At 77.2% G+C, this 19,079-nt stretch carries 1 protein-coding gene; it reads right to left on the bottom strand.

The features are described 5' to 3' along the window. Position 1: 1 nt before the first annotated feature. Positions 2–18,916: a non-ribosomal peptide synthase/polyketide synthase gene (locus ACIQVZ_RS31075; protein ID WP_402454485.1), complete on the bottom strand. Its 18,915-nt coding sequence runs from the start codon at positions 18,914–18,916 to the stop codon at positions 2–4. Positions 18,917–19,079: the final 163 nt, after the last annotated feature.

Below are 19,079 nucleotides of genomic sequence, written 5' to 3'. Positions count from 1 at the left end.
GTCACCGTTCGTCATCGTCGGGGCCGCCGGACGCGGCGTCTTCGAGTTCGCTCAGCACCTGGTCCTCCACCAGCTCCGCCAGGGCGGCCACGGTGCGGGAGACCAGGACGTCGCGGGGGGTGAGCGTGACGCCGAAGGCATCGTTGGCGCGGGAGGCGATCAGCAGGGCCCGCATGGAGTCACCGCCCAGCTGGAAGAAGTCGTCCGTCACGCCCACGGCCGTCCGCAGGGTCTCGGCCCAGATCTCGGCCACGGCCTCCTCGGTGGGCGTGCGGGGCGCCAGCCGGTCGGGCCGCTGCTCCTCCTCGGGGTCGGGGGCGGGCAGCGCGGCGCGGTCGGTCTTGCCGCTCGCGGTGAGCGGGAAGCGGTCGAGGACGGCGAAGGCCGAGGGGACGAGGTGGCCGGGCAGGGAACGGGCGGCCAGGGCGCGCAGTTCGGCTCCGGTCGGAGGTTCGGCGCCGGGGGCCGCGAGCAGGTGGGCGACCAGGCGGGGCAGCCCGGGCTCGTCCTCCCGCACCGTCACCACGGCGTCCAGCACGGCCGGATGGCGTGCCAGGACGGCCTCGACCTCGCCCGCCTCGATGCGGTGGCCGCGCAGCTTGAGCTGGTGGTCGGTGCGGCCCAGGTAGTGCAGTTCGCCCCGGTGGTCGCGGCGCACCAGGTCGCCGGTGCGGTACATCCGGGTGCCGGGCGGCCCGTACGGGTCGGCGGTGAAGCGGGCGGCGGTCAGGCCCGGCCGGCCGAGGTAGCCGCGGGCCAGGGCCGGTCCGCTCAGCCACAGCTCGCCGGTGACGCCGTCGGGCACCGGCCGGAGCCGGGCGTCCAGGACGTAGGCGCCGGTGCCGGGCAGCGGGCGGCCGATCGGCGGCGCGGCGCCGTCCGGGGTCAGCGGCGCGGACCAGGCGGCGACCACGGTGGCCTCGGTGGGGCCGTAGGAGTTGACCATGCGGTGGTGCGGGGCCCAGCGGGCCACCAGGTCGGCGCCGCACGCTTCGGCGCCGACCACCAGGGTCCTGAGTGCGGGAAGCGTGCCGGGGGTGTCGGCGGGCAGGGTGGCGAGGGCGGCCGGCGGCAGCAGGGTGTGGGTGATCGCCTCCGCCCGGAGCACCTCGGCCAGTCGGGCGCCGAGCAGCGGTCCGGGTGCGGGCACCACCAGCCGGGCGCCGTGCGGCAGGGACATGCACAGTTCGAGCACGGAGGCGTCGAAGCTGGGGGTGGCGAAGGCCAGCACCCGGTCCCCCGGCGCCACTCGGTAGTGCTCGGCCTCGGCGGCGGCGAAGGCGGCCAGCCCGCGGTGGGTGAGGACGACGCCCTTCGGGGTGCCGGTGGAGCCGGAGGTGTAGATGACGTAGGCGGGGTCGTCCAGGTCGAGCGGGCGGATCCGGTCGGGGTCGGCGGGGCGGTGGTCGGGGGCGCCGTCCGGCGGGGCGGCCAGCATCGCCGCGACCTCCTTGGCGTCCAGGGTGAGTGCGGGCGCGGCGTCGCGCAGCATGAACTCGACACGCTCGTCGGGGTAGTGGGGGTCGATCGGTAGGAACGCGGCGCCGGTCTTCGCCACCGCCAGCTGGGCGAGCACCATGTCCGCCGAGCGCGGCAGCAGGAGGGCCACCACCTCGCCGGGGCCGGCGCCGCGCGCGATGAGCCGGTGCGCCAGGCGGTTGGCGTGCGCCTCGGCCTCGGCGAAGGTCAGCTCCAGCCCGGGGGCGCTCAGCGCCGGGGCGTGCGGCCGGCGGTCCACGGCGGCCTCGACCAGGGCGGGCAGGGCCGCCGGGGGCACCGGGGCGCCCGCCGGGCGGGCCGGGCCGCGCAGCAGCCGCTCGCGTTCCCCGGGCGGCAGCAGGTCGAGGTCGTCCAGCCGGGCGGTGCCGTCCGAGCCGGCCAGTGCGGCGAGGGTGTGCAGCAGCTGGGCGGCCAGTTTCCCGGCGGTGTTCCGGTCGATGTACCGGGGGTCGTGGCCGAGTTCGACGGCGAGCCGGTCGCCGGGCGAGACGACCACGGTGAGCGGGTAGTTGGTGGCCTCCCTGGCGTCCAGTTCGCGGATCAGCAGGCCGTGGGCGCCGGCCGTCGCGTCGCCGACCGGGTAGTTCTCGAAGACCACCAGGCTGTCGAACAGCGCCGTCCCGGGGGCCAGCCCGCTAAGGCCGTGCATCGCGGCCAGCGGCAGGTGGTCGAAGCGGCGGTCCTCGGCCTGCTCCTCCTGGAGCGAGCGCAGCCAGGCGGCACAGGGCTGGGCGCCGTCGACGGTGACGCGGGCGGGCAGGGTGGTGATGAACAGGCCGACGATGGCGTCGGAGCCGGCCAGGTCGGCCGGGCGCCCGGAGACGGTGGTGCCGAAGCACACCCGCTGCTCCCCGCTCCACCGCGACAGCAGCAGCGCCCAGGCGCCCTGCACCAGGGTGTTGAGGGTGAGGCGGTGCCGGCGGGCGAACTCCTGGAGCCGGTCCGTCTCGGCCTCGTCCAGGCGGTGCGAGAGCCAGGTGCCGGAGCGGGCCGTGTCGCCCGGGGCGGGCCTGCGGTCGTAGGGCAGCGCGGTGGTGGTGAGGTCGGCCAGGACGCCGCGCCAGTGCTCCGCGGCGGCGCCGGTGTCGCGGGCGGCCAGCCAGCCGACGTAGTCCGCGAAGGGCCGGCGCTCGGGCAGGCCCGGCCGGTCGCCGCGGGCGAGCGCGGCGTGGGCGGCCAGGACGTCGGACAGGACGTGGAAGACGCTCCACCCGTCGAGCAGCACGTGGTGGAAGGTCCACACCACGCGCGCCGCGTCCGGCCCGAGCCGGATCAGGTCGAGCCGCATCAGCGGGGCCCGGTCCAGGGCCAGCGGGCGGGCCCGCTGGTCGGCGAGCAGCCGCTCCAGGCGGGCTTCGCGCTCGGCTTCCGGCAGTGCGCTCCAGTCGTGTTCGGTGACCGGCAGCGTCACGTCCCGGTGGACCACCTGAAGGGGTACGGGCACGTCGCGCAGGACGACGGCGGTGCGCAGCACGGGGGTGCGGTCGACGACGTGCTGCCAGGCGGCGGCCAGCGGCCGCAGGTCGCGGGCGCCGTCCAGCACGAAGGTGATCTGCTCGACGTACAGGCCGTGTTCGGCCTCGTCCAGGCCGTGCAGCACCATGCCGGTCTGGGTGGGGGTGAGCGGCTGGATCTCCGTCACGTCCCGTCCGGTGCCGGCCAGTCGGTCGACGGCGGCCTGGTCCAGGGCGGCCAGCGGGTAGTCGGCGGGGGTGCGGCCGCCCGCGCCGGGCGCGGCGCAGTGGCGGACGATCTCCCGCAGCTCGTCCAGCAGTTCGGCGGCGAGCCGGACGACGGTCGCGCGGTGGTGCACCGCGCGGGAGTACGACCAGGTGAACGCCAGCCTCCCGTCGCTCACCCGGCCGAGCACGTCCAGCAGGTGCGGCCGGTCCGCGGCCCGGTCCATGCCACCGGTGAGCGGGCCGGCCGGGGCGTGCAGCAGGCCGCCGGGGGCGGGGGTCCGGTCCTGCCGGCCCAGGTAGTTGAAGCCGATCTGCGGCAGGTCGGGCAGCCGGGGCTCGACAGTGGCGGCGGGCCGCAGGTGGCGCAGGGCGCCGTAGCCGAGCCCGCCGCGCGGTACGGCGCGCAGGTTCTCCTTGACGGTCTTCAGGGCGGTGCCGGTGTCGGCGCCCAGGGGCACGTCCAGGGCCACGGGGTACAGCGTGGTGAACCAGCCGACGGTCCGGGAGAGGTCGACGCCGTCGAACAGTTCCTCGCGGCCGTGGCCCTCCAGGGCGACCGTCACCCGGTCCCGGCCGGTCCAGCGGGCCAGCACCCGGCCCAGGGCGCAGAGCAGGACGTCGTTGACCCGGGTGCGGTAGACCTCCGGGACGTCCTGGAGCAGCCGCCGGGTGTCCTCGGCGTCCAGGGCGAGGTCCAGCGACTCCTCGGTGGCGGCGGTGTTGGCGCCGTCGAGGTCGGTCGGCAGGGCGGTCGCGGCGCCGTGCTCCAGGCCGTACCAGTGGGTGTGCTCGTCGTCGAAGCCGCCGGCCGCGGTGTGCTCGGCGAGGCGTTCGGCCCAGGCCCGGAAGGAGGTGCTCTTGGGGCCGAGGTCGGGGCGTTCGCCCGCGCTCAGCGCGCGGTGGGCGGTGTCCAGGTCCTCCAGGAGCACGCGCCAGGACACCGCGTCGACGACCAGGTGGTGCGCGGCCAGCAGCAGGACGGGGTGCCGCTCGCCGTCGAAGCGGCACAGCGCGGCCCGCAGCAGCGGCCCTTCGGCCAGGTCGAAGCCCGCGGCCAGGCGCTCGGCCAGCTCGCGCAGCGTCGCCTCGCGCTCCTGCGCCGGTGCGGCGGGCAGGTGGTGCGTGCGCAGTTCCGGCGCCTCGCCGGGCGCGGTGCCGTGCTGGCGCCAGCGCCCGTCGCCGAGCGGCTGGAACCGCAGGCGCAGCGCGTCGTGGTGGTCCAGGACGGCGGCGAGCGCGGCCCGCAGCAGGGGCTCCTCGGTGTCGGGGGCGAGGGTGAAGGAGACCGACTGGGTGAACTGGGCGGTGTCCCCGCCGAGGGTGTCCAGCAGCCAGTGCTGGACAGGGGTGAGCGGGGCGTCGCCGATCACGGCGCCCTGTTCGGCGGCGACCGCCGGGCTCGGCGACTCCTCGGCGGCGAGGGCGAGTTCGGCCAGGGTCTGGTGGGCGAACAGGTGCCGGGGGGTGAGCGCGAGGCCGGCCCGGCGGGCCGCGGAGACGATCTGGATGCCCAGGATCGAGTCGCCGCCGAGCGCGAAGTAGTTGTCGTCCGCGCCCACGTCGGGCACGCCGAGCACCTCGCGCCAGATCGCGGCGAGGGTCCGTTCGGTCTCGGTGCGCGGCGGTCGCTCGCCGCGTGCGGCCGGGGCGGCCCACACCGGGGCGGGCAGCGCGCGGCGGTCGAGTTTGCCGGTGGCGCCGAGCGGCAGCCGCTCCAGCGGCACCACCAGCGCGGGCACCAGGTGGTCGGGGAGGGTGCTCCCGAGGAAGGCGCGCCACTCGACGGGGCTCGGCAGCCCGCCGTCGCGGGCCACCGCGTAGCCCACCAGGCGCCGGTGGCCGTCGTGGTCGACGACCCGGGCGGCGGCCGCCGACACCTGCGGGTGGCGGGCCAGGGCGGCCTCGACCTCGCCGAGTTCGATCCGGAAGCCGCGCACCTTGACCTGGTCGTCCGCGCGGCCGAGGTAGCAGAGGTCGCCGTCGGCCGTCCAGCGCACCAGGTCCCCGGTGCGGTACATCCGGCGCCCGGGCGGGCCGAAGGGGTCGGGCAGGAACCGGGCGGCGGTCAGGCCCGGGCGCCGCAGGTAGCCGCGGGCGACGCCGGTGCCGGCCAGGTACAGCTCCCCCGGCGCGCCGACGGGCACCGGGCGCAGCCGGTCGTCCAGGACGTAGGCCCGGGCGCCGCCGACCGGGCGGCCGATCGGCGGGTCGCGGTCGGGGTCGGCGGGGTCGCAGGCGAAGGCGGTGGCGTAGACGGTGGCCTCGGTGGGGCCGTAGATGTTCAGCACCCGGCAGCCGGGGACGGCCTCGCGCAGCCGGCGCACGATGCGGGCGGGCAGGGCCTCGCCGGCCAGGACGACGGTGTCGGCGCCGAGGTGCACGGCGTCCTCCGCGAGGAGGCCGCCCAGGGCGGAGGGCACCGCGCTGAGCAGGCCGGCCCGCCACGGCCCGGTGCGCTCGGCCAGGGCCAGCAGGTCCCGGACGAGTTCCACGCGGCCGCCGGCGAGCAGCGGCGAGAAGATCTCGAACACCGACACGTCGAAGTTGAGCGAGGTGGCGGCCACCACGTGGGCCAGGCCGTGGTCGGCGAACTCGGCGGCGGCCCAGTCGGTCAGGGCCAGGACCGAGGCGTGGGCGACCACGACGCCCTTGGGGCGGCCGGTCGAGCCGGAGGTGTGGATGACGTACGCGGGGTGCTGCGGCAGCAGGGCGCCGAGCCGTTCGTCGTCGCGCACGGCGTCGGGGCGGGCGGCGGCGAGCCGTTCGGCGCACCCCGGGTCGTCGAGCACGATCCGGGTGAACGGGCCGGCCGGCAGCCGTCCTCCGGTCTCCGTGTCGGTGACCACGGCGTCGGGCCGCACGTCCGCGAAGAGGAACGCGATCCGCTCGGCCGGGTACCCGGGGTCGACCGGCAGGTAGGCGGCGCCGCTCTTGAGCACCGCCAGCAGCGCCACGACCAGGTCGGCGGTGCGGGGCAGCGCGAGCGCGACGAACCGCTCGGGCCCGGCACCGGCCGCGATCAGCAGCCGGGCCAGCCGGTTGGCCCGTTCGTCGAGCTCCCGGTAGGTCAGCAGCACGTCGCCGCAGCGGACGGCCGGGGCGTCGGGCGTGCGGGCGGCCTGCCGGGCGAAGGCCTCCGGCACGGTGTCCTGCGGTGCCTCGACCGCCGCCCCGCCGAAGCGGTCGACGAGTGCGCGCCCCCGCGGCGGGTCGAGCAGCGGCAGGTGGGCCGCCGGCCGGTCGAGGCCGTCCGCCATCGCCGTCAGCAGGGTGTGCAGGCCCGCCCCGAGCGCCTCGACGGTGGCGGTGTCGAAGACGGCCGGGTCGTGGTCGAGGCTGACCGCGATGGCGTCGCCGGGAGCGACCACCACGCCGAGCGGGTAGTTGGTCGGCTCCAGGACGTGCTCGGTCTCGACGCCCAGGCCGTGCCTGGTCAGCGCCTGCGCGTCGAACGGGTAGTTCTCGAAGACCACGATGCTGTCGAACAGGGCGGTGCCGCCCGGCAGTTCGCTCCAGTTCTGGAGCTGCGCCAGGGAGACGGCGTCGTAGCGGCGGGCCTCCGACTGGGCGTCCTGGAGCTCCCGCAGCCACTCCAGCAGCGAGCGGCCGGCGTCGATCCGCACCCGGGTGGGCAGCGCGTTGATGAACAGCCCGACCATCGAGGTGACGCCCGGGAGTTCGGCGGGCCGGCCGGAGACGATCGTGCCGAAGACCACGTCGTCCCCGCCGCCGTAGCGGGAGAGCAGCAGCGCCCAGGCGCCCTGGAGCACGGTGTTGACGGTCAGCCCGGCCTGCCGGGCGGTGGTCCGCAGCCGCTCCGACAGGTCGTTGTCGAGGGTCACCCGCACCGATGCGGAGGAGGAGGCGCGGTGCGCCTCGGCCGGGCGCCGGTCGCGGGGCAGTTCGGTGGGGGCGGGGAACCCGGCCAGCGTGTCGCGCCAGTACCGCTCGACCCGCGCCGGGTCCTGCCCGGACAGCCAGCGCAGGTAGTCGGCGAAGGGGGCGCGCGCGGCCGGGTTCGGCCGGCGCCCGGCGGCCAGGGCGGCGTACCGCTCGCACACCTCGTCGAAGACCTGGGCCGCGCTCCACCCGTCGAGCAGGACGTGGTGGAAGGTCCACACCACCCGCACCCGGGTCGGCGACAGCCGGACCAGGGTCAGCCGCATCAGCGGTGCGGCGGCCAGGTCGAGGCCGGCCGCCCGGTCCTCGGCGAGCAGCCGGGCGGTGTCCCGTTCGATCCGGTCGGCCGGGCGGCCGGTCCAGTCGTGGTGGGTCACCGGGACGGCGGCCCGGTGCTGGACGACCTGGAGCGGTTCGGCGGTGTCCTGCCAGGCGAGCCGGGTGCGCAGCACCGCGTTGGCGTCCACGGTCTGCTGCCAGGCGGCGGCCAGGGCGTGCGGGTCGGTGATCCCGGAGAGGACCAGCTGGACCTGGTTGACGTAGGTGTGGGCGTCCGGGTCCAGCAGGCTGTGGAAGAGCATGCCCGCCTGCATCGCCGTCAGCGGGTACACGTCGGCGACGGAGCGGCCGTCCCCGGCGATCCGGTCCACCGCCGCCTGGTCCAGCCGGGCCAGCGGGAAGTCGGCGGGGGTGCGGCCGCCGGCGCCGGGCTCGGCGCAGTGGGCGACGAGGTCCTCCAGGGCGCGCAGCATGGCGTCCGCGAGCGCGGTGACGGTCCGTTCGTGGTGCCGGCCGGCGCTGTAGTACCAGCCGATCTCCAGCCGGTCGTCCTCGACCCGGGCGATCACGTCCAGCAGGTGCGGGCGCTCGGTGCCGGGCGCCTCCGCGCCGCCGAGGCCGCCGGGGACGGCGCGCACCAGGGCGGCGCCGTCGACCGACCAGTCGAAGCGGCCCAGGTAGTTGAAGCTGATCCCGGGGAGCGGGGCGCCGGCGAGCCGCTCGTCCCGGGCGAGGTGGCGCAGCGCGCCGTAGCCGAGGCCGCGCTCCGGCACCGCCCGCAGCTGCTCCTTGACGGCCTTCAGCGCGGTGCCCCAGTCCCCGTCCGGGACGTCGAGGGCGACGGGGTGGAGCGAGGTGAACCAGCCGACCGTGCGGGACAGGTCGACGTCCTCGAACAGCTGGTCCTCGCGGCCGTGCCCCTCCAGGCCGATCGCGACGGTGCGCCGTCCGGTCCACTCGGCGAGCACCCGGCCCAGGGCGGTGAGCAGGACGTCGTCGATCCGGGTGCGGTAGACCCCGGGGACCTTGCGCAGCAGGTCCCCGGTGCGCTCGCGGTCCAGCCGGACCGTGACGGCGCGCAGGTCGGCGGCGGTGTTGCCGCCGTCGCCGTCCACCGGCAGCGCGGCCGCGCAGTGCCGGGCGGCCGCCGCCCAGTGGTCGCGCCGGTCCGCGAAGCCGCCGGCCGCGGTGTGCTCGCGCAGGCGGCGGGTCCACTCCCGGACGGAGGTGGTGCGGGCGGGCAGGCGCAGCGGCCGGCCCTCCACGGCCTGCCGGTAGGCGGTCTCCAGGTCCTCCAGCAGGATCCGCCAGGAGACGCCGTCGACGACCAGGTGGTGGACGGCCAGCAGCAGCCGGGCGGGCCGGGTGCCGTCGGTGGTGAACAGGCGGGCGGTGAGCAGCGGGAGGGTGTCCAGCCGGAACGCGGCGTGCGCGGCCTCGGTGGCCCGCGCCTCGGCGGCCTCGGCCGCCGCCCGGTCCAGGGCGCCGAGGTCGACGACCTCCAGCAGTTCGGGGGCGGCGGCGTCCGCGGGGGCGCAGTGCTGCTGCCAGGCGCCGTCCTCCCCGGTGGTGAAGCGGCAGCGCAGGGCGTCGTGGTGGGCCCACAGGGCGGCCAGGGCGCGGCGCAGGGCCTGCGGGTCGACCTCGCCGGGAGCCTCCACCACGACGGACTGGTCGAAGGACGCGGCGTACGGCGGGTGCGGGTCGAGGAACCAGTGCTGGATGGGCGTCAGGCCCACCTCTCCGCTGACGGGTTCGGTGCCGGCGACGGTGGCGGCGGTGCCGGCGGCGGCGGCCAGCGCGGCGACGGTGGGGTGCCGGAACAGGTCGCGGGGGGACAGCGCGAGACCGGCGGCGCGGGCGCGGGAGACGACCTGGATGCTCAGGATCGAGTCGCCGCCGAGCAGGAAGAAGTCGTCGTCGACCCCGACCCGCTCCACGCCGAGCAGTTCCGCCCAGATCGCGGTGAGGACGCGTTCGGTGTCGGTGGTCGGGGCGCGGTGGTCTCGGCTCCCCGCCGCCGACCAGTCGGGGGCGGGCAGCCGCCTGCGGTCCACCTTGCCGTTGGCGGTCAGCGGCAGTTCGGCGACCGTGACGAAGGCCGCGGGCAGCATGTAGTCGGGCAGGTCGGCGGCCAGGTGGGCGCGCAGCGCCGTGGCGGAGGGCGGCTCGGCGCCACCGGCCGGCACCAGGTGGGCGGCCAGCCGCTTGCGCCCCGCGTCCTCGTGGAGCGAGACGACGGCCTCCGCGACGGCCGGGTGGGCGGTGAGCCGTGCCTCGATCTCGGCGGGTTCGATGCGGAAGCCGCGGATCTTGATCTGGTCGTCCGCGCGGCCCACGAAGTGCAGTTCGCCGTCCTCGCTCCACCGGGCGGTGTCGCCGGTGCGGTACATCCGGCCGCCGGGCGGCCCGAAGGGGTCGGCGAGGTAGCGGGCGGCGGTCTCGCCGGGCCGGCCCGCGTAGCCGCGCGCGACTCCGGCGCCGGCGATGTACAACTCGCCGGTGATGCCGGGCGGTTGCGGCTGGAGGGCGCCGTCCAGCAGGTACACCCTGGTGTCGTCCAGCGGGCGTCCGATCGGCAGCACGGCGGGCAGCCGGTCCCCGGGGCGGAAGGCCCGGCGGGTGGCGAAGGTGGTGGTCTCGGTCGGGCCGTAGCCGTCGACCACGGTGAGGTCGGGGCAGGCCTCCAGGACGCGGCGCACGACCGCGCCGGGCACCGCCTCGCCGCCGGTCCACACCTCCCGGGCGCCGCGCAGGCAGCCCGGGTCCTCCTGGGCGAGGAGCCGGAACAGGCCGGCGGTCAGCCACAGGCATTGCACGCCCTGCTCGGTGACGGCGCGGCGGACGGTGGCGGCGTCCAGGTCCTCCGGCGGGGCCAGCACGGCGGTGCCGCCGCGCAGCAGCGGCACCCACAGCTCGTAGGTGGCGGCGTCGAAGGCGTGCGGGGAGTGCACGAGCACCCGGTCGTGGCCGGTGAAGGCGCGGTCCAGGGCGAGCGCGGCGACGTCGCGCCGGCGCACCGCGACGCCCTTGGGGGTGCCGGTGGAGCCCGAGGTGAACATCAGGTACTGGACGTTGTCGGGGTGGGGCACCGGGACGGCGGCCGGGACCGGCCGGTCGGCGAAGGTCTGCCCGTCGACGCGAAGCACCTGCCCGTCCGGCCGCAGTTCGCGGGCCATGCGGTCCCCGTGCGCGTCGGTGAGCAGCAGGTCCGCGCCGGCCTCGGCCAGCATCAGCTGCAGCCGCTCGCGCGGCGCCCTGGCGTCCAGCGGCACGTAGACCCCGCCGATCCGGACCAGCGCCAGCTGGGCGACGACCAGGTCGACGGAGCGGTCCATGAGCACGCCGACCGGGTGCTCGACGCCGACGCCGAGCGCGGCCAGCCGGCCGGCCAGGGCGGCGGCGCGGGCGTCGAGGTCGCGGTAGCCGAGGCGCTCGTGGCCCGCCTCCAGGGCGACGGCGTCCGGGCTGCGGCGCACCTGCTCGGCGAACAGGTCCGCGATGTCGCGCTCGGTCCGTTCGACGGCGGTGGCGTTCCAGTCGACGAGGATCCGCCGGCGCTCCCCGGCGGTCAGCAGCGGCACGCGCGCGGGCGCGCTCCCGGCGCTCCCGGGCAGTCCCGTCAGGACGGCCGTGAGCTGCCCGGCCATCCGCCGGACGGTGGCCTCGTCGAACAGCCGCGGGTCGTAGCACAGCCGCAGGGCCAGCTCCGGCCCCGGGTAGGCCAGCAGCGCGAGCGGGTAGTTGGTGGTCTCGATGCCGTCCAGGTCGCGCAGGCGCAGGCCGTGCGCGGCGGCCGCGTCGTCCTCGACCGGGTAGTTCTCGAAGACGACGATGCTGTCGAACAGGGCGGTCTGCTCGGGGAGGTCGGTGGCGGCCCGCAGGCGGGTGAGCGGGACGAAGCCGTGGCGCCGGTCCTCGCCCTGCTCCCGTTGCAGCGTGCGGAGCCAGTCGAGCAGGGTGCCGCCGGCGGGCACGGCCGTCCGGGTGGGCAGGGTGGTGATGAACAGGCCGGTCATCGACTCGACGCCGGGCAGCTCGGGCGGCCGCCCGGACGAGGTGGTGCCGAACACCACCTCGTCCCGGTTCGCCTGACGGCCCAGCAGGATCGCCCAGGCGCCCTGGACCAGGGTGTTCAGGGTCAGGCCGGAGCTGCGCGCGAGGCCTTCCAGCGCCCGGGTCTCGGCGGCGGGGAGGGTGAACGGCACGGCCCGGGTGGATTCCGCGCGGTGGCTCTGGCGCGGCTCGCGGTCGTACGGCAGCGGCGTCGGCTCGGCCAGCCCGGCCAGGCGCCCGTGCCAGTGCTGCTCGGCCTCCGCCGGGTCGCGCTCGCGCAGCCAGGCCACGAAGTCGCGGTAGGGCCGGCGCTCCGGCACCGTGCCGTACGGGACGGTGCCGAAGGAGGGTTCGGTGCCGAAGGGTTCGGTGCCGAAGGGTTCGGTGCCGGACGGGAGTTCTCCTGCCTCCGGCCCGGAGCGGGCCGCCGCGGCGTGCACGGCGAACACGTCGGACAGCACCTGGAAGAGGCTCCAGCCGTCCAGGACGAGGTGGTGGAAGGACCACAGCACGCGCACCCGGGTGTCGGAGAGGCGGATGAGCAGCAGGCGCTGGAGCGGGGCCAGGGCCAGGTCCAGGCCGCGGGCCCGGTCGCGGTCCAAAAGCTCGGCCAGCCGGCCCCTGCGCTCGGACTCGGGCAGCTCGCGCCAGTCCAGGTGACCGACCGGAACGGCCGCCCGCCGCCGCACCACCAGCAGCGGCTCGGGCACCTCCTGCCAGCGGACGTGGGCGCGCAGCACCGGGGTGCGGTCGGTGACCCACTGCCAGGCGGCGGCGAGCCGCCCGGGGTCGGGCACGCCGTCCAGGACGAAGTCCAGCTGCTGGAAGTAGGCGCCGCTGTCCTCCTCGGCGAGGCCGTGGAAGAGCATCCCGGACTGGGTCGGCGTCAGCGGGAGGACGTCCTCCACCGCGCCCGGGTCGTCGCCGGTGATCAGGTCCACGGCCGCCTGGTCGAGCCGGGCCAGCGGGAAGTCGGACGGGGTGCGCCCGGCGGCGCCCGGGCGGGCCGCGTACCGCGCGAGGTCGGCCAGCTCGGCGGCGAAGCGCCGGGCCAGGGCCTCGACGGTGTCGCGCCGGTGCACGGCGCCGGAGTAGAACCAGCTGAACTCCAGCGCGTCGCCGTCCAGCCGGCCGACCACCTCCAGGGCGTGCGGGCGCTCGACGCGCGGGTCGGCGTCCAGTTCCAGGGGCCGGAAGGTGCCGCGGTAGAGCCCGGCCGCGTCCTGCGGGAAGGACATCCGGCCGAGGTAGTTGAAGCTGATCCGCGCGGCCGGGGCGTCGGGGGCCGTGCCGGGGCGCCCCAGGTGGCGCAGGGCGTCGAAACCGAGGCCCCGTCGGGGGACGGCGCGCAGCTGCTCCTTGACCCGCTTGAGGACGCCGTCCCAGTCGGCCCCGGCGGGCACGGCCAGCGCCACGGGGTGCCGGGTGGTGAACCAGCCGACCGTGCGGCTCAGGTCGAGGTCGGCGAACAGCTCCTCGCGGCCGTGCCCCTCGACGTCCACCACGACCCGTTCCTGCCCGCTCGCCCCGCACAGGGCCCGGCCGAGGGCGCTCAGCAGCACGTCGTTGGCCTGGGTGCGGTAGGTGTCGGGCAGGGTGCGCAGGAGGGCGGCGGTGTCGGCGGGGTCGAGGCGCACGGTGACGGAGCGGGCCGAGGCGTGGGTGTCGGCCCCCGCGAGGTCGGCCGGGAACGGGTCCGCCGGGGCGTCGCCGTCCTGCGCGGGGACGGCCCGCGCCCAGTACTCCGTCTCGTCCTCGAAGCCGCCGGCCGCGGCGTGGGCGCCGAGCCGCTCGCCCCACTGCCGCAGCGGCGAGGACTTCGCCGGCAGGGCCGCCGCCCCGTCCCGGCCGTCGCGGCGGGCGCGGTAGGCCGTGTCGAGGTCCTCCGCCAGCACCCGCCAGGAGACCCCGTCGACGACCAGGTGGTGGACGGCCAGGTGCAGGACCGGCGGCCGCCCCGCACCGCGCTCGTGCAGCACGGCGCGCAGCAGCGGGCCGTCGCCGCCGCCCAGGTCGAAGGGGCCGAAGTGCGGGGTGTCGCCGTCCGGGCCCGTGTGCCGGCCCAGGCGGATCCGGGGCGCCCGCTCGTCGATCCGCCAGCGCACCCCGGCGCCGGTACCGATCTCGCCGCTGCGAGGCTCTGCGGGATCGGGCTCTACGAGGTCAGCCGTGAAGGCGGAGCGCAGCGCGTCGTGGTGGGCGACCACGTCGTTCAGGGCGTCCTCCAGTGCCGCCCGGTCCACGTCGGCGCCCAGCAGGAGGGAGAGCGCCTGGTTGAAGTGCCCGGCGCGCCCCGCGGCCCGGTCGAGCCACCAGCGCTGGATCGGGGTCAGGACGCCCGCCCCGGTGGCGGCCACCCGGGCGGTCACGGCCGGCCGTTCGGCGTCGTCCGCGCACCGGGCCAGCGCGGCGACCGTCTGGTGCCGGTAGAGGTCCCCGGAGGTCACCGCCAGCCCTGCCTGCCGGGAGCGGGCCACCACCTGGATGCCGAGGATGGAGTCGCCGCCGAGGTCGAAGAAGTTGTCGTCCGCGCCGACCCGTTCCAGCCGCAGCACCTCCGCCCAGATGGCGGCGAGCGCCTGTTCGGCGGGGGTCCGGGGGGCGACGTGGCGTACGGCGGGCACGGCCGGCCCCGGATCGGGCAGCCGGCTCCGGTCGAGCTTGCCGTTGGGGTTGAGCGGCAGCGCGGGCAGCGGCACGACGACCGAGGGCACCAGGTAGTCCGGCAGGGCCAGGCCGAGCGCCCGGCGTACGGCCTCGGGCTCCACCCGCCCGCCCGGGACGGGGACCACGTAGCCGACCAGGCGGCGGTTGCCCCCGCCGTCGGCGACGGTGGCGGCCGCCTCCGCCACGCCCTCGCAGCGCCGCAGCGCCTCCTCCACCTCGCCCAGTTCGATCCGGAAGCCGCGCACCTTGACCTGCTGGTCGATCCGGCCGAGGTACTCCAGGTCGCCGTCGGCGTTCCACCGCACCCGGTCGCCGGTGCGGTACATCCGCTCCCCCGGCGCGCCGTACGGGTCGGCGACGAACCGGGCGGAGGTGAGCCCGGGGCGGCCCAGGTAGCCGCGCGCCAGGCCGCCGCCACCGAGGTACAACTCGCCGACCACGCCCGGCGGTTGCGGGCGCAGCCCGGGGTCCAGGACGTACGTCCGGGTCAGCGCGAGCGGCCTGCCGATCGGCGGCGCCTGCTCCGGCAGCCGGTCACCGGCGAACCAGGCGGTGGCGTAGACGGTGGCCTCGGTGGGGCCGTAGATGTTGGCGATCGCGCTGCCGGGCAGGGCGCGCCGCAGGTCGCCCACCGCCTGGGCGGAGAGGGCCTCGCCGGCCAGCACGACGGTGCCCGCGTCGACCGGGGCGGCGCCCCCGGCGAGCAGCCGGGAGATCACCGAGGGCACGCCGCTGACCAGGCCGACGCGGCGCGGGGCCGGCTCCTCGGCGAGGGCGGCCAGGTCGGCGACCACCTCGACGCTCCCGCCCGCGAGCAGCGGGCAGAGCAGTTCGAAGACCGACACGTCGAAGTTGAGCGAGGTGGCGGCGACCACGTGGTCCAGCCCGCCGGGCCCGAACCGCTCGGCCGCCCAGCGGGCGAGGGCGACGACGCTGCGGTGGGTGATCACGACGCCCTTGGGCCGGCCGGTCGACCCCGAGGTGTAGATGACGTAGGCGGGGTGCTCCGGCAGCAGCGGCCGGAGGCGGTCGGCGTCCGTGAGGTCGGCGTCCGTGAGGTCGGCGTCCCCGGCGTCCCCGGTGTCGTCGCGGTCCGCCGGGCCGGTGCCTGCCGGGCCGGCGTCGGCGGCCAGGTCGGCGCCGTCCTCCAGCAGCAGGACGGGCCACCCCTCGGGCAGCGCGGCCGCCGTCTCCCGGGTGGCGAGGACCAGCGCGGGCCCGGCGTCCGCCAGCATGAAGCGGATCCGCTCGGCCGGGTAGCCCGGGTCCACCGGCAGGTACGCCGCACCCGACTTGAGCACGGCCCACAGCACCGACGGCAGGTCGGCGGAGCGCGGCAGGCACAGCGCGACCAGCCGCTCGGGGCCCGCGCCCCGGGCGACCAGCAGCCGGGCGAGGCGGTTGGCCCGCCGGTTGACCTCCGCGTAGTCCCGCCGCACCGGGCCGCAGCCGACGGCGGTCCGCCCGGGCGTGCGGGCCGCCTGCGCCTCGAACAGCACGGGCAGCACGGTGTCCGGGAGGTCGCCGGCGGCGTGCGCGGGCGGGTTCCAGGAGTCGAGCAGCGTGCGCTGCTCCCCCTCGGAGAGCATGGGCAGTTCGGCGAGGATGCGCTGCGGGCCGTCCGCCATGCCCGCCAGCAGGCGGTGCAGGTGGCGGGCCATCCGGGCCACCGTCCGGGCGTCGAACAGGTCCGTGTTGTACTCCACCGTCAGCGCGCAGCCGTCGGTGTCCTCCGGGGTGAACTCCAGCACCAGGTCGAACCGGGCGGCCGGGCGGGGCAGCGGGTGGTCGTCGAAGCGCAGGCCTGCGGCGGGCGGCGGCGTGGTGGGGCTCTGCTGGACGACCATGACCTGGACCAGCGGGGTGCGGCTCGGGTCGCGGGGCGGGGCCAGTTCCTCGACCACCCGGTCGAAGGGCACCGCGGCGTGGGCGAAGGCGTCCAGCAGGGTGGTGCGCACGCTCTCCACGAACCGGTCGACCGTCGCCCGCTCGTCCACGTCGCCGCGCAGCACCACGGTGTTGACGAAGAAACCGGTCACCTCCTCCAGCTCCCGCCGGTCGCGCCCGGTGGTGACGGTGCCGAACGCCACGTCCCGCTGGCCGGAGTAGCGCGAGAACAGCAGCGCGGACGCCCCCGCGAACAGGGTGAACAGCGTCGTGCCGCGGCCCGCGGCAAGGTGCCGCAGCCGGGCCACCAGTTCGGCCGGGAGACGGTGGCGGTGCGCCGCGCCGTTCGTCGTGCGCTGGGCGGGCCGGGGCCGGTCGGTGGGCAGTTGCAGGGGTTGCAGCTCCGCCAGGTTCCGCTTCCAGTAGGCGAGGTCCGGCGCGTCCTCCGCTCCGGCTTGGGTCCGCCGGTGCTGCTCCCAGCGCGCGAAGTCGGGGTACTGGAGGGCGGGGGCGGCGAGCGCGTCCGGTTCGCCGGAGACCTCCGCCCGGTAGAGCGCGGCCAGCTCGCGGGTGAGGACGCCCACCGACCAGCCGTCGGTGATGATGTGGTGCTGCGCCAGCAGCAGCAGGTGCTCGTCGGCGGCGAGGCGGACCAGCAGCGCCCGGGCGAGCGGGCCGTCCGCCAGGTCGTAGGGCCGGTTCAACTCCTCGGTCAGCAGCCGTTCGGCCGCCTCGGCGCGCTCCCCGGCCGGCCGGTCGCCGACGTCCGCGGTGCGCAGCGGCAGGGCGCCCGCCGCCGCGACGCGCTGCACGAGCTGCCCGTCGACGGTGGCGAAGGTGGTGCGCAGCGAGTCGTGGCGGGCGGCGAGCCGGCCCAGGGCCCGGTGCAGGGCCTCCGGGTCCGCCGTCCCGTGCAGCCGCAGGGCCACGCCGGTGTTGTACTCCGTCCCCCCGACGGTGAGGTCGTCGAGGAACCACAGGCGGCGCTGGGCACTGGACAGCGGCAGCGGCTCCTCGCGCGGGGCGGGCGGGATCGGCTCCGGCGGCGCGGCGGTGTGCCGCTCGTCCACCAGCGGGGCCAGGGCGGCGACGGTCCGCGCGGTGAAGACGTCCCGGAGCGTGAGCCGGACGCCCAGCCGCTCGGTGACCCGGGCCAGGGTTCGGGCGGCGAGGATCGAGTCGCCGCCCAGGTCGAAGAAGTCGTCCGTGGCCCCCACCTCGTCGACGCCGAGGACCTCGGCCCAGATGGCGGCCAGGGCGCGTTCGCGCTCGGTGCGCGGGGCGACGGGTGCGGCCGCCCCGGAGCGGGCGGGCGCGGGCAGTGCCTGCTGGTCGATCTTGTGCTGCGGGGTGAGCGGCAACGCGGCCAGGACGACCACGGCGGACGGCACCAGGTGGGCCGGCAGGGCGGCGGCCAGCGCCGCGCGCAGCTCCGCCGGGTCCGGGGCGTGCTCCGGGTCGGCGGGCGTGGCGTAGCCGACCAGGCGTTCGCGGCCCGGTTCGTCCTCCCGGACCACGACGACGGCCTGGTCGACGGCGGGGTGCGCCCGCAGGGCGGCCTCGATCTCCCCCGGCTCGATCCGGAAGCCGCGGATCTTCACCTGCCGGTCGAGCCGGCCGAGGAACTCCAGTTCCCCGTCGGCGGTCCACCGGGCGCGGTCTCCGGTGCGGTAGAGCCGGGCGCCGGGCGGGCCGAAGGGGTCGGCGACGAAGCGCCCGGCGGTCAGGCCGGGGCGGCCCAGGTAGCCACGGGCCACGCCCTCCCCGCCGACGTACAACTCGCCGTCGGCACCCGGTGGTTGGGGCCGCATCGCCGCGTCGAGCACGTACGCCCGGGTGTGCGGCAGCGCGCCGCCGATGGGGGGTGCGCCGCTGCCGGCGGTCAGCGGGCCGGTCCAGGTGGCGACGATGGTCGCCTCGGTCGGGCCGTAGGAGTTGATCATGCGCCGGCCGGGCGCCCAGCGGTCGACCAGTTCGGCGGGGCAGGCCTCGGCTCCGACGATCAGCGTGCGCAGACGGCGGCCCGCGCCGCCGGGCACGGTGGCCAGGGCGGCCGGCGGGATGAGGGCGTGGGTGATGCGGTGCTCGTCGAGCACGGCGGCGAGTTCCTCGCCCAGCCAGGGGCCGTGCGGGGGGATCACCAGCGTGGCCCCGGCCAGCACGGAGATGAACAGTTCGAGGACGGAGGCGTCGAAGCTGGGCGAGGAGAACTGCAGCACCCGGTCGCCGGGGCGCACGGCGTAGTGCGCGCGGGCCGCCTCGGCGAAGCCGCCGATCCCCCGGTGGGTGACGACCACGCCCTTGGGCGTCCCGGTGGAGCCCGAGGTGTAGATCACGTACGCCGCGTGGTCGGTGCCGGTCGGGCCCGACAGGCCGGTGCCGGGCGCGGCGGCGGTACCGGGCGTGTCCGTGCTGCCGGGCGTGTCCGCGGTGTCGGCCCGGTCCGCGGTGTCGGCCCGGTCCGTGGTGTCGGCCCGGTCCGTGGTGTCGGCCGGGTCCGTCTCCAGCAGCGCGCGGACCCGGGCCGGATCGTCCAGGACGACGGCGGGGGCGGCGTCGGCGAGCATCAGCGCCCGTCTCCCGGCGGGGTAGGCCGGATCCACGGGCAGGAAGGCGGCGCCCGTCCGCGCGACGGCCAGCTCCGCCGCGACCAGTTCCATCGAGCGCGGCAGGACCAGCGCCACCGTCCGGTCCGTCCCGGCGCCGCGCCGTGCGAGGTCACACGCCAGGCGCTCGACCCGGTCGGCCAGTTCCCGGTACGTCCAGCTGCGCCGGCCGTCGGTCACCGCGGGCGCGTGCGGCGCGCGGGCCACCTGGGCGGCGAACAGCACGTCGAGCGTCCGGTGCGCCGGCGGCGGGGCGGCATCGGTCCCCGGGGCGCCAGGGGTGTCGCCGGCCTGCGGCGGAGTGGACGAACGCGCGGGCTGGGCAGGCCGGTCGGTCATGGCGGTAGGTCCTTCCGGACGGGGAGGAGGCGATGCGGGCGCCGGGGCAGGCGGGGGCCGGCCCTCGGGCCCGGGAACGGGGGCCGGGGGGGAGCGGGGGGTGCGCCCGGTGGAGCGGCGTCGGCACGGCGGCGGACGCCTCGGCCGACGGGCAGCGGCCGGC

The sequence above is a fragment of the Kitasatospora sp. NPDC098663 genome, assembly GCF_044760075.1.
Classification (GTDB): domain Bacteria; phylum Actinomycetota; class Actinomycetes; order Streptomycetales; family Streptomycetaceae; genus Kitasatospora.
Note: the sequence above shows the minus strand (reverse complement) of the source record. Positions and strands in the feature narration are given on the sequence as shown.